12 protein-coding genes are annotated in these 11484 nt (G+C 63.5%); 9 read left to right on the top strand and 3 right to left on the bottom strand.

Going from position 1 to position 11484, the window contains the following annotated elements; genetic code table 11:
• Positions 1–32: 32 nt before the first annotated feature.
• Together zwf and B9Z01_RS26060 are read left to right on the top strand one after the other, a co-directional pair.
• Positions 33–1652, top strand: a complete 1620-nt coding sequence (zwf, locus tag B9Z01_RS26065) for a glucose-6-phosphate dehydrogenase (RefSeq protein ID WP_085488440.1) — start codon at positions 33–35, stop codon at positions 1650–1652.
• Positions 1653–1863: 211 nt separating this feature from the next.
• On the top strand, positions 1864–2622 hold the full coding sequence (locus tag B9Z01_RS26060) for an ROK family protein (protein WP_085488593.1): 759 nt from the start codon (positions 1864–1866) through the stop codon (positions 2620–2622).
• 57 nt (positions 2623–2679) lie between these two features.
• Here the strand turns inward: B9Z01_RS26060 and B9Z01_RS26055 are convergent, their stop codons facing one another.
• Complete coding sequence (locus B9Z01_RS26055) at positions 2680–3156, bottom strand: hypothetical protein (RefSeq protein ID WP_085488439.1); 477 nt, start codon at positions 3154–3156, stop codon at positions 2680–2682.
• 409 nt (positions 3157–3565) lie between these two features.
• Here B9Z01_RS26055 and B9Z01_RS26050 point away from each other — a divergent pair, with 409 nt between their 5' ends.
• Positions 3566–4453 (top strand): GntR family transcriptional regulator, encoded by an 888-nt coding sequence (locus B9Z01_RS26050; protein ID WP_085488438.1) that lies wholly within the window; start codon positions 3566–3568, stop codon positions 4451–4453.
• Positions 4454–4531: 78 nt separating this feature from the next.
• Here B9Z01_RS26050 and B9Z01_RS26045 read toward each other — a convergent pair whose 3' ends face one another.
• Together B9Z01_RS26045 and B9Z01_RS26040 are read right to left on the bottom strand one after the other, a co-directional pair.
• Complete coding sequence (locus B9Z01_RS26045; protein ID WP_085488437.1) at positions 4532–5680, bottom strand: porin; 1149 nt, start codon at positions 5678–5680, stop codon at positions 4532–4534.
• Positions 5681–5706: 26 nt separating this feature from the next.
• Positions 5707–6603, bottom strand: coding sequence for an alpha/beta hydrolase (locus B9Z01_RS26040; RefSeq protein WP_143809071.1), 897 nt, complete (start codon positions 6601–6603; stop codon positions 5707–5709).
• Positions 6604–6784: 181 nt separating this feature from the next.
• Here B9Z01_RS26040 and B9Z01_RS26035 point away from each other — a divergent pair, with 181 nt between their 5' ends.
• From B9Z01_RS26035 to B9Z01_RS26010, 6 genes are all read left to right on the top strand, one after another.
• A complete protein-coding gene (locus B9Z01_RS26035; protein ID WP_085488435.1) occupies positions 6785–7744 on the top strand; it encodes an NAD-dependent epimerase/dehydratase family protein in 960 nt (319 codons plus the stop codon).
• 45 nt (positions 7745–7789) lie between these two features.
• On the top strand, positions 7790–8185 hold the full coding sequence (locus B9Z01_RS26030; RefSeq protein ID WP_085488434.1) for a RidA family protein: 396 nt from the start codon (positions 7790–7792) through the stop codon (positions 8183–8185).
• 122 nt (positions 8186–8307) lie between these two features.
• Positions 8308–9687, top strand: coding sequence for an MFS transporter (locus B9Z01_RS26025; protein WP_085488433.1), 1380 nt, complete (start codon positions 8308–8310; stop codon positions 9685–9687).
• A gap of 145 nt (positions 9688–9832) precedes the next feature.
• The gene (locus B9Z01_RS26020) at positions 9833–10399 is read left to right on the top strand and encodes a YbhB/YbcL family Raf kinase inhibitor-like protein (protein WP_085488432.1); all 567 of its coding nucleotides are present in this window, start codon (positions 9833–9835) and stop codon (positions 10397–10399) included.
• Between the two features lie 217 nt (positions 10400–10616).
• Positions 10617–10868: a PAAR domain-containing protein gene (locus tag B9Z01_RS26015; RefSeq protein WP_085488431.1), complete on the top strand. Its 252-nt coding sequence runs from the start codon at positions 10617–10619 to the stop codon at positions 10866–10868.
• Positions 10869–10909: 41 nt separating this feature from the next.
• On the top strand, positions 10910–11484 hold a 575-nt coding region (locus B9Z01_RS26010), incomplete at its 3' end, for a contractile injection system protein, VgrG/Pvc8 family (RefSeq protein ID WP_275937522.1).

Here is an 11484-nt window from a genome sequence, read left to right as displayed (position 1 = left end):
GTCCGCTCCATTGGCCTGCTCGAGTGAATTCCATGTCGACTACACCGAACACCCCCGCTGCTTCTTCCTCCCAGCCCGATACGGCGCCCGCGCGCAGTTGCAAGGTCAGCACGAGCTCGCACGATGCGCCGCCGTCGCCGGCCGGCAAGAAACCCGCGCCGCCCTGCACGCTCGTAATCTTCGGCGCGGGCGGCGATCTGACCAAACGTCTGCTGATGCCCGCGCTCTACAACCTCGGGATCGATGGTTTGCTCGACGATGGTATGAAGATCGTCGGCGTCAATCATGGCGCGCGCGAGACGAACGCGTGGCGCGAAGACCTGCACCAGTCGCTGCAGCAGTTCGCGGCTGACAAGGCGAGTACCTTTCACGCCGGCAAGCTCGACGACGATGCGTGGAACTGGGTCGCGCAACGCCTCGAATACATGGCGGGCGAGTTCGAATCCGACGACACGTTCGCGCAGCTCAAGCAGAAACTCGCGCAGTCGCCGGGCGGCAACGTGATTTTTTACCTCGCGGTCGGCGCGCGCTTTTTCAAACCGATCGTCGAACATCTCGGCAAGACTGGTTTGCTGCAGGAGGGCGAGGGTGCGAACGGCGGTTTTCGCCGCCTCGTGATCGAGAAACCGTTCGGCACCGACCTCGCGTCGGCACGCGATCTGAATGCGCACATCCTGCAGTATGCGCAGGAGTCGCAGGTGTATCGCATCGATCATTTTCTCGGCAAGGACACGGTGCAGAGCATTCTCGCCGTGCGCTTCGCGAATGCGCTGTTCGAGCCGGTCTGGCGGCGCGAGTACATCGACAGTGTGCAGATTACCGCGGCGGAAACGATCGGCGTCGAAGGACGCGGCAAGTTTTACGAGCAGACCGGCGCGTTTCGCGACATGGTGCCGAACCACCTGTTCCAGTTGCTCGGCATGGTCGCGATGGAGCCGCCCAATTCGTTCGACGCCGAAGCGGTGCGCGACAAGAAGGCCGAAATCTTCGACGCGATCCAGCCGCTGACACCCGATGACGTCGTGTTCGGCCAGTACGAAAAAGGGCCGGCCGGTGTCGGTTATCGCGAGGAGCCGGACGTCGCGCCTCGCAGCACGACGGAGACCTATGCGGCGGCGCGCGTGCTGATCGAAAACTGGCGCTGGGCGGGCGTGCCGTTCTATCTGCGCACGGGCAAGCGGCTCGCCACGCGCTGCACTGAAATCTCGGTGCAACTAAAGCCGGTGCCGTTCCGTTTGTTTCGCGACACCCCGGTCGATGCGCTCACGCCGAACGTGCTGACCTTGCGCATCGATCCCGCGCACGGCACGAGCTTCGACTTCAACGTGAAGACGCCGGGGCCGGTGATGCAGGTCGGCGCGGTGCAATCGTCGTTCGACTATGCGGACTTCTTCGCCGAGCGCGCGAACGTCGGCTATGAAACGCTGCTGTACGACTGCATGCTCGGCGACGCGACGCTGTTCCAGCGCGCCGATAGCATCGAGACGAGCTGGTGCGCGGTCGACAGCGTGCTGCATCCGGAAAGCGGTGGCGCGCAGGCCGTGCACGGCTATGCGGCCGGCAGCGAAGGTCCCGCGCAGGCCGATGCGCTGCTCGCGCGCGACGGCCACGCATGGCGGCCGCTGCAACGGGATGCGGTAGAAAAGAAGTGAGAGCGGTAAAACGGTCGGCAAACGTAGTCAATCGCATCAAACACATTCGGGGGGCATCGTGGCAACACGCAAGCAGAACGCAGCGAAGAGCAGCACTCAACGGAGCAGCTCGCGGAGCAGCACGCCAGGCACCGCCAAGCGGAGCGGCACGCGGAGCACGGCCAAGCGGAGCGGCACGCCAAGCACTGCCAGGCGGAGCAGCACCGAACGCATTCTCGCGATCGACGTCGGTGGTACCGGCCTGAAGGCCGCGATCATCGACGCCGATGGGCAGATGAAAACCGAGCGCGTGCGCGTCGCCACGCCGCATCCGTGCACGCCCGATCAACTCGTCGACGCGCTCGCGAAGCTCGTCGCGCCACTCGTCGAGCAGGCGCCGCCCACGCAGATATCGATCGGTTTTCCGGGCGTGGTGCGCGACAACCGCATCCTGACCGCGCCGCATTTCGGTGTGGAGGGCTGGCACGGCGTTCCGCTCGCGGACACGCTTGCTCAGCGCCTCGGCGGCTTGCCGGTGCGCATGATTAACGACGCCGAAATGCAGGGCTTCGCTGCGATCGAAGGCCACGGCCTCGAATTCGTGCTGACGCTCGGCACGGGTGCGGGCACCGCGATGTTTCGCGACGGCGAGCTGATGCCGCATCTTGAACTCGCGCATCATCCGGTGAGTGGGAAGGGCGTCGCGTACGACGAGTACATCGGTGAGGCCGTGCGCGAGAAGATCGGGAATAAACGCTGGAACCGGCGCGTCGAGAAGGTGATCGGCATTCTCGATTCGCTCGTGAATTACGACAAGCTGTGGATCGGCGGCGGCAACGCGGCGCGTATCAAGTTCGAGTTGCCGGCGAACGTGGCGACCGTGTCGAACGACGCGGGGATCGAAGGCGGCGCGCGTTTGTGGCATCCGCTGTCGGTGCGCGAAACGCGGCAGTTGCCGGAAGCGAATCAGAGGGTGGGGCGCTTCAAGTGAGCGGTTGCGCGAGGCGAGTGCCTCGCGTGGCGTTGTGTTCGTCGTGCCGCGGCTTGACTAGTGCCGGGACTCGCTTGCCCTCGTGCGCAATCTGAAGGTCTTGCCGTCGAACGCGTAGTAGTAGGTTCCGTGTTGCGCGCTTTCGTTACGGCTGCCGCGCACAATCAGCAGACAACTGTCGGCGAGGTAGGAAAGCGGCTCGGTGACGTCGGCCGGCCAGTCGGAAACGGTGAACGGCAACGAGATGACGCGACCTGTTTTTGTGTCGATTGCCGCTGCCATCACGCATCCGGCGCCGCATCCCCAGGTTGCGAGGACGTAGCGGCCGGCGAAATTCACCGGCTCCTTCGTAGCGTCACGAATAACGCTGCTGTAGTGCCGTGCCTTGGCGTCAGTGAATGTCAGGTGCGGTATTGCGTGCGCCGGTTCAACGGCCACCGGGCAATCCTCGAGCCGCAGCGGCGGCTCCGCGCGGGCGATACTGGATGTCGGGCCAAACACGAGGGCGGCGAAGAGCCAAAGGGATACGCGCATTGCTCAATACCAATCGTGTTTGCCGGACATTCTTATAACTCCCTTTATTTAGCGGACAGTAGGATGCGTGCGAGTCATCCACCCGATGCAGTAAGACGACCAGGACGCAGTCAGCCAGTCCGAGCCGCAATATGCCATCCGCTCCATCTCGAAACAACGTCCTCGCCGTGATTGCTGTTTGGCGTCGCCATGAAAAATCATATCTGTGGCCGCACGCAATCAGGCTCGGTACGGCGACATCACGTATATCGCGACCGGCGGCTTGGCCGTATCGCGCCGGTCTAAAGGAGCTGTACAGCAGGATCTGTACAGCCTGTCACCAAAAAATTTATAATCCGCGTATGATTTTGCAAAAAGTCGTTGTCTGAAATGGGCGCGAAGCCCACCCGCCTCGCACTGACTACCCGAAATGAAATCGATCAGCCGAAATCCTGTTGGCTCGCGCACTGCGCGCGCTCCCCATGCCGAAGAGGGCGAGCGGACGCTTTCGGATCAGGCGTACAGGCTGCTGCACAGGGACATCCTGTCGGGCGCGCTGGAGCCGGACTCGAAGCTCCGCCTGCAGGGATTGCAGGACCGCTATGGTCTCGGCATGAGCCCGATCCGCGAGGCCCTGATGCTGCTGAGCCGTGAAGGGCTCGTATCGAACGAGGGGCAGCGCGGTTTTCGCGTCGCGCCGGTATCGGCTGACGATCTTCGCGATATCGTTGCCGCGCGCATTCATATCGAAACCAACCTGCTCACCGAGTCCATCCTTCACGGCGACGCCGACTGGGGCGCGGAAATTTCCGCGGCGTTTTACAAGCTCACGCATGAGCCGGTTCCGACGTCGCTCGACGATGTCGAAGGCATCGACTCATGGGAAGCCGCGCATCGGCGCTTTCACCGGGCGCTGCTTGCCGCCGCGAGTTCGCCGTGGCTGCACCGGATCAACGGGCAGCTCATCGATCATGCCGAACGTTATCGCCGGCTTCGTCTGGCTCGGCTCGGCTTCACGGCTAGGACCGACAGTATCTTCGACGAGCACCAGGCGCTCATGGAGGCGACCCTGTCGCGCGATGCGAACCGGGCCTGCGCGGTGCTGCGCGACCATCTGAACGCAACGCTCAGTGTGGTCGACTATCTCGACGAACCGCTCGCCGAGCCGGCTCCGGCGCTCGCCAGAACGGCCGGCGCCAGAACGGCCCGTTCCACCGGGGCGCCACGTACCCGCACGACGACGCGCGAGGCTTCGCCAGAAGTCAAACGCGCCACGCCACGGCGAACGCGTAAATCGGGCGAATCGGCGAAGGCTTGATGCGCCGATCGGGTGCGCGTTCCGGCGAAGCCTCTTCGATGCGCTTTTGCCGGAACACGCTGCCATGCCTCGCGCCGATCAGAACCGATGCCGCATCCCCAGCCCGACCACGACCTGACTCGGCGACGACGATTGCGAATAGCCGCAGAGAATCGCATTGGCAAACGGGGTGTTTTCACCGCCGCTCACATGCTGATAGATGGCATTGAGATAGACATCCGTGCGCTTCGACAGGAAGTATTCGATCTGCGCGTTGAACTGATTCCACTTCGGACGGGCACTGACCTGTGAGTTGGTGAAACGCGACATCGTGTAGGTATAGGTGCCGAGCAGGGCAACGGCCGGCGTCACCTTGTACGTCACGTTCACGTCGAAGTTGTCGAGACTCATGCCGGCGTCGCCCAACGGCTTGTAGCCGCCGAGATTCACCGAGGTCCCGTTGTCGATCCGCGTGTGCGTCCACGTCGCGCCGTAGGTACCGTTCCCATACGTGTAATTCGCCGCGGCGCCCCAGACCATCTGGCGGCTGCCGATCCACGTCGCGTCGCCGGTCGAACTGCCGTCGACGGCGCCCCCCGCGGTGGTGCCGACGTTATCGATGATGATGAACGCGGTGCCGAGATTCAGGCCGCCTCGCGAATAGCCCGCGCCGGCGCTGTATGCGCGATTGTCCTTGAAGCCGGGCTGGTTCGAGAAGGCATACATGCTGCGCATCGAAAGGCCGTTCCACGTCGGGCTCGTGTACTCGACCGAATTGTCGAGGCGGAACGAGTTGCCCATGTTGTCGTTGTCGAACGGATGGGCGAAGGCGGTGCCGCCGTTGAAGCCGCCCGTATAGATGGCCAGATACCAGATCGTCGGGTCGTACTGTCGCCCGAACGTCACGGTGCCGAACCTGTTGTCCTGCAGTCCTATCCATGCCTGGCGGCCGAACATTCGCCCGCCCTGGCCGAGCTTCCCGTTGAAGATGTTGAAGCCGTTCTCGAGCTGGAATATCGCGCTCGTGCCGCCGCCCAGATCTTCCTGGCCTTTCAGGCCCCACCGGCTGCCGTTGATCATGCCGTTCTGCGCCTGGATGGCATGGTGGCCGCCTTCGTTCGACACGTAGTCGATGCTCGCGTCGATGATGCCGTACAGCGTGACGTTCGATTGCGCCTGGCAGGTGGCGGCGGATAGCGCCAGAACGGTGCCCGCAAGCGCGGATGCTTTGACTTCGGCTCGTTTCATCTCAATGGTCTCCGGTGGGTATGTCGTCAGGAATGGATGCGGGGCGCGCAAGGGCTGGCGCTGTCGTGTGCGAGTGCGGCGAGCCGCGCGTACCAGGGGTGCGTGGCGCGTTCGAGCATGGTGTGGGTCGCGAAGTGATCGGCGGCGCGCTCGACCTCGCAGGACACCGCGGCGGGCTGCAAGGCGAGCAGGCTCGCCATGCGGCGGTTCGAGAGAACGACCCGGTCGCTGTCGTGTTCGCCATAGGTCAGCGCCATCGGAACCGTGTTGCCGCGCACCCAGCAGAGCGGACTCATGCGTGCGTCGTCGGTGTCGGGGCCGAGCACCATCTCGTACACGCGCGCTTCCAGCGAACCGGGCGCAGGCTGCGGATGATGCAGATCAAAGATGCCGCTCACCGGCATGCAGCCGGCGACGATGCGCGGATCGACGCCGGCTGCATGCAGCGCGTCGGGCCGCAGCGCGAGCAGCGCGGCGAGATGTCCGCCCGCCGAATGACCGGCGAGGATCACGCGCCGCGCGTTACCGGCCCAGGCAGGGCGTGTCGCGGCCAGTGAACGGAGCAGTGCGATCCCGTCATCGAAAGCTGCCGGCAACGGATGTTCGGGCGCGAGGCGATAGCCCGGCGTGACGAGCACGCAGCCCGCGGCCACGACCGAGGGCGCCATGAACGCCGCGTATTCCTTGTAGCCGTTGGTCCAGCCGCCGCCGTGCAGGAACACGACGATCGGCGCATCGGCCATATGCTCCGCACCGTAGACGTCGTAGCGCTGCGCGGGATGCGTGCCGTAGGCGATGTCCTTCGCGGCCCGCAGTTGCGGATAGTCCCGCGACGACCACCCGAGCACGCATTCTTCATACGCCTGCGCCTGCGGCGTCGGTAGCGGCATCTGAGGGCTGAGTCGATTTCTGATCTTGAACAAGAGCTTGCTCCGTGTGCGTGTGCGCTTTTGCAGGTTGTGAGGGTTCGTATAATTAACGTAGAAATTTATAAAATCAACATAATTTTGTGTTGACGTAAGAAATTTGCACTCGTATCTTTACGACCAGTCCGGTGAGAAACAGGCAGCGCACGCTGCCCTCCGGTGAAACAAGGAGACGAAGATGACTGTGCTGATTACGGGCGCGGGGATGATTGGCCGGCTGACGGCGGCCCAGCTACGGGCGCAGGGCGAGGAGGTTCTGCTGGTCGACGTGGCTCCGAACAGCGAGGCCGAAGCGAGCGGGTTGAACGTGGTGTCGTGCGATGTGACCGATTTCGCGCGGCTCGATGACCTGGTGGCGAGTCACGGCGTCGTGTCGATCGTGCATACGGCGGCGCTGCTGTCGACGGCGATCCGCCGCGATCCGCTCGCGGGTGTCCACGTCAACACGATGGGAACGGCCAATGTTCTCGAGATCGCGCGGCGACGCAATCTGGCGCGCGTCGTGATCGCGAGCTCGACGACGGTGATGTATTCGGCGTTCGCCTCGCTGCCAGCCATGCCGATTGCGGAAGATTTCCCGTATCGGATCGTCAGCGAGCGGCCCGCGAGCATTTATGCCGTCACCAAGGTGGCGAGCGAACATCTGGCGCTGGCGTATGCGTCACTCTATGGCGTGAACGTCGTCGTGCTGCGCTACGGGGCAGTCCTCGGCGCAGGGAAAGAGGCCGCGACGAGCGTACCGGGCAAGCTGCTGAGCTGCCTGCTCGACGCCGGCAAAGGCGGCGTGGCGGCGCGTCTCGACGACCCGATCCTCACATGGAATGGCCGCGAGGAATTCATCGATGCGCGAGATTGCGCGGCGGCCAATCTCGTGGCGCTACGCGCATCCGCGCCGAAGCAGCGCGTCTACAACATCGCAACGGGTCAGTGGTTTTCGCTCGATGAATTCATCGACGTCGTGCGCGAGCGTTATCCGTCGCTCACGATTGCCGAACTCAAGTTGCCCGAAGGTGGTTTCGCCGCGTTCCCGCATGTTCGTCCGGCGCCATCGGATGTCGGCGCGGCACGGCGTGAACTCGGATTTTCGGCGAGTCATTCGCTTGCCGACACCATCGCGCATTTCGCGGAATCGCTGTAGTTGCGGCGACAGCAACGCGTTTCATTTGAACCTGCCGAGCCCATCATGATCGACGTTATCGAAACACCGCTCCCGCCACTCGCTCAACCTTTTTCCTGGGCAACCCGTGCGGCGGGCGTGATCTACACCGCGCACGGACCGGTCCGTGCCGACGGCTCGATCGACACGGGCGCCGTCGAGGATCAGGCGCATTTGACGTTCGGCAATCTCGCCCTCGCGTTGAAGGCCGCCGGCGCCTCGCTGCGTGACGTGGCGCAGGTGCTGATCTATCTGATCGACGTGGCGGACGTCGCGGTGGTCGACAGCGTTTATCGACAGTATTTTCAGACGCCGTATCCGAATCGTTCGACGGTGATCGTGAGTTCGCTGGTCGTTCCCGGCATGAGGATCGAGATCGTCGCCTATGCCGCCGAGCCGAACGCAGCCGCGGCATCGCGCTGAGCTAACCAGATAACCGCGGGGATTCCCTCAGCAGGCAGGTCTGCACGCTTGCCGATCTCCCGCGATTCATGACGACGACAAAGCGCGACGTCTGTATTCCCATTCAATGTCAGAGGATCATCATGAAAGAAACGGCTGCCACGCTGTCCCCACCAGGAGCCGCTCGTATCGACGACGCTCACGGGACAGGCACACTCGATACCGTGCTTTCCGAAGACGCGGAGAAGAAGCTCATCAGCCGCGTCACATGGCGGCTCGTGCCGCTCATCTTCGTCGCGTGGTTCATCAACTATCTCGATCGCGCGAATATCGGCTTTGCGGCCCTGCAGATGAATCAGGAACTCGGCATGGGGCCGGAGATGTTCGGCTTCGCGGCCGGCATCTTCTATCTCGGCTACATCCTGTTCGAAGTGCCGAGCAATATGCTTATGCATCGCTTCGGAGCGAGCACGTGGCTTGCACGGATCATGTTCACGTGGGGGATCGTGTCGGTCGGCATGGCCTTCGTGCAGACGCCGCAGCAGTTGTACGCCGCGCGTCTTCTGCTCGGTATCGTCGAAGCCGGGTTCTTCCCTTCGGTGCTGTACTACCTCGCACTCTGGTTTCCGGCACGCCATCTCGGCAAAGCGATTAGTCAGGTCTACTCAGCGAACATCGTGTCGCTCATCATCGGCTCGCCGATTTCCGCGCTGATCATTTCGCACTTCCATGAGAAGGGCGGTTTTTCGGGCTGGCGCTGGATGATGATTCTCGAAGGCGCGCCCGCGATCCTGCTCGGTGTGATCGCCTTCTTCTACATGGTCAACCGGCCTTCCGAAGCGCGCTGGCTGAGCCCGGCGGAGCGCAACTGGCTCGTGCGCACGATGGCGAGCGAGCAGGCGAGCGCCGCGGCCAAGGGCAGTGCGACTTTCAGGAAGGCGCTGACGGCGCCGATGGTGTGGCTGCTCGGGCTTCTCTATTGCTGCATCGGAATCGGCTTCTTCGGCGTGTCGACGTGGCTGCCGCAGGTGATCCGCCAACTCACCGACCTGTCGATCATGGAGATCGGGTTTGTCAGTGCGATTCCGTTCATCCTCGGTGCAATTGCGATGATCGCCAACGCGAGACACTCCGATCGCACGATGGAGCGCCGCTGGCATCTGACAGGCTCGCTGATCGTCGGTACGGCCGGACTCGCGGCAAGCGGTTTGACTTCGTCGATGCCGCTCGTCTCGTTCACGTTCATCTGCATCGCGGCGGCGGGTATCGTCGGGTCGCTGAGCGTCTTCTGGACCATACCGCCGACATTTCTCGCCGGTGCCGGCGCCGCGGGCGGCATGGCGCTGATCAATGCCATCAGCGGACTGGCGGGCTTCTTTGCGCCGTGGCTGGTCGGCGTCGCGCGGGCGAGAACGCATGACTTCACGCTGGCGCTCTATGGTCTCGCACTCAGTGTGGCGGTTGCGGTTCTGCTGGCCGCGTTCCTGCCTTATGCGAAAGCTCAGGGTCCGCGCGCGGATTGACCACCGTCCAACCGAAGGCGGTGTGAAGGACAACCTGGGCAGCGTATATTTGCCTCAGTTGCCGGACGCGAACAGCGTCTCGACTGATTCGAATGATGCGTTCGCCGCTGCGTCGGCGGTTACCTTCCAGACACGGAGGCCCACCATGACCCGAAGCAATCTGGACATCGCACGGCGCCTGCTCTCTGTCGGCGCCTGCGTGTTGCTCGCTTGTGCGAGCGTACAGGCGTACGCGGTGCAGGCGTTTGCGGTGTCGTCACCGGGACTCGCCGACGGCGGCACGCTCGACGCGAGTCACGCGGCGAGCGCCAATAGCTGCGGCGGTGGCAACGTGTCGCCGGCGCTGCAATGGCAAAATGCGCCGGCCGGCACCCGGAGTTTCGCGGTCACGATTTTCGATCCCGACGGCGCGAAAGGATTGGGCATCGTGCATTGGATCGTGTACGGCATCGCGCCGACAACCATGGGGCTCGCGGCCGGCGAAGCCGCGCCGCACGGCAGCGTTGCCGGCACGAATCGCACCGGCGGTCCAGGCTATTACGGGCCGTGTCCGCCGGTCGGCGATGTGCCGCATCACTATCTCGCGCAGGTCTATGCGCTCGATCTGCCGCCCGACGCATTGCCGGCCGGCCTGACGCGCGACGCGTTTCTCGCGGCGATCAAGGACCATGTGATCGCCGCGACGAGTACGGTGCTGCGCTATGGTCGATAAGGCCTTGCCATAGCGGCGATGAAGTTTCGATAAAGCCGCTCGCCTCGGGCGCTGGATCACCCCAGCGGTATTGCACGATCGCTTTGCGGAGTTGTGCCTTGAGTGGCTCGCGCAAACCAAAAATTGCTCTATCAGGATAAAAATTAGTCCAATTCCGATAGACGCCAGACCATGGCGCTTCCGATACTTGTCGTTCGCACATCAGCAAGGATGAACGATGAAGAACGGAAACGACCAGCCAATGATCCGGCTCGGCGGCAGAACCACTCACGGCGGTACGGTCGTCGAAGCCGCGCGAGATCTCATGCATGGCGGCATCCCCGTTGCACTCGACGGACACGGCGTCGAGTGTCCGAAGTGCGGCGGCGTCTATCCGGTCATCGCGACCGGCCAGTGGATACACAACGGCAAGCGGGTCGGTTATGCCGGTGACAGCACGGGCTGCGGCGCGATTCTGCTTGCGTCGTGATTGCTTTCTGACTGTCTGAACCTGTTCTTATCCGCGCACGCATGTTCAAGCCATCCCAGAACCGCATCTTAAGTATGTCCAGTGACGCGCTGCCCACCTGGGGCAACGAGCCGGTGCTCGCGCCCCTGCGCCTGAGCGGAACCGAAGCCCTGGGCCGGCTTTACCGCTACGCGCTTGACGTGGCGACGGTTGAAAGTCCAACGCTCGGGCTGTGGCAGGCGCAGGAACTAGTGGTGCCGGATAGGCTGATCGGCAGGGTCATCGATATTTCAATCGCTTTCGATGGCAACGGACTCTCCAGTCCGGCAATGCTGGACGACAGCGACGCGGCCGATGCCGATGCAGGCGCAGGCGCAGGCGCAGGCGCAGGCAGCCGCACGATCTCAGGCCTCATCACAGGCGTCAGGCAGATGGGCACCGACAACCGCCGCGCCTTCTACCGCCTCATCGTGCGCCCCTGGCTGTGGCTCGCCACGAAGCACTGCGCGAGCCGGATCTTCCAGGACGCCAGCGTCGTGGACATCACCGACCAGCTCCTCAGCGAGCGCTATCCCTACCCGGTCGTGATGGCACTCGGCGGCCCCGGTCTCAGGCAGGGCTATCCGAAGCGGGACTA

The sequence above is a fragment of the Paraburkholderia susongensis genome (assembly GCF_900177725.1).
Classification (GTDB): Bacteria; Pseudomonadota; Gammaproteobacteria; order Burkholderiales; family Burkholderiaceae; genus Paraburkholderia; species Paraburkholderia susongensis.
This window is presented reverse-complemented; position numbering and strand designations above follow the sequence as displayed.

Bases quoted from the DNA above. Each gene is read 5' to 3' on its own strand.
- B9Z01_RS26025 (WP_085488433.1), top strand. From the start codon at position 8,308: ATGAAAGAAACGGCTGCCACGCTGTCCCCACCAGGAGCCGCTCGTATC.
- zwf (WP_085488440.1), top strand. From the start codon at position 33: ATGTCGACTACACCGAACACCCCCGCTGCTTCTTCCTCCCAGCCCGAT.
- B9Z01_RS26050 (WP_085488438.1), top strand. From the start codon at position 3,566: ATGAAATCGATCAGCCGAAATCCTGTTGGCTCGCGCACTGCGCGCGCT.
- B9Z01_RS26015 (WP_085488431.1), top strand. From the start codon at position 10,617: ATGAAGAACGGAAACGACCAGCCAATGATCCGGCTCGGCGGCAGAACC.
- B9Z01_RS26030 (WP_085488434.1), top strand. From the start codon at position 7,790: ATGATCGACGTTATCGAAACACCGCTCCCGCCACTCGCTCAACCTTTT.
- B9Z01_RS26020 (WP_085488432.1), top strand. From the start codon at position 9,833: ATGACCCGAAGCAATCTGGACATCGCACGGCGCCTGCTCTCTGTCGGC.
- B9Z01_RS26035 (WP_085488435.1), top strand. From the start codon at position 6,785: ATGACTGTGCTGATTACGGGCGCGGGGATGATTGGCCGGCTGACGGCG.
- B9Z01_RS26045 (WP_085488437.1), bottom strand. From the start codon at position 5,680: ATGAAACGAGCCGAAGTCAAAGCATCCGCGCTTGCGGGCACCGTTCTG.
- B9Z01_RS26055 (WP_085488439.1), bottom strand. From the start codon at position 3,156: ATGCGCGTATCCCTTTGGCTCTTCGCCGCCCTCGTGTTTGGCCCGACA.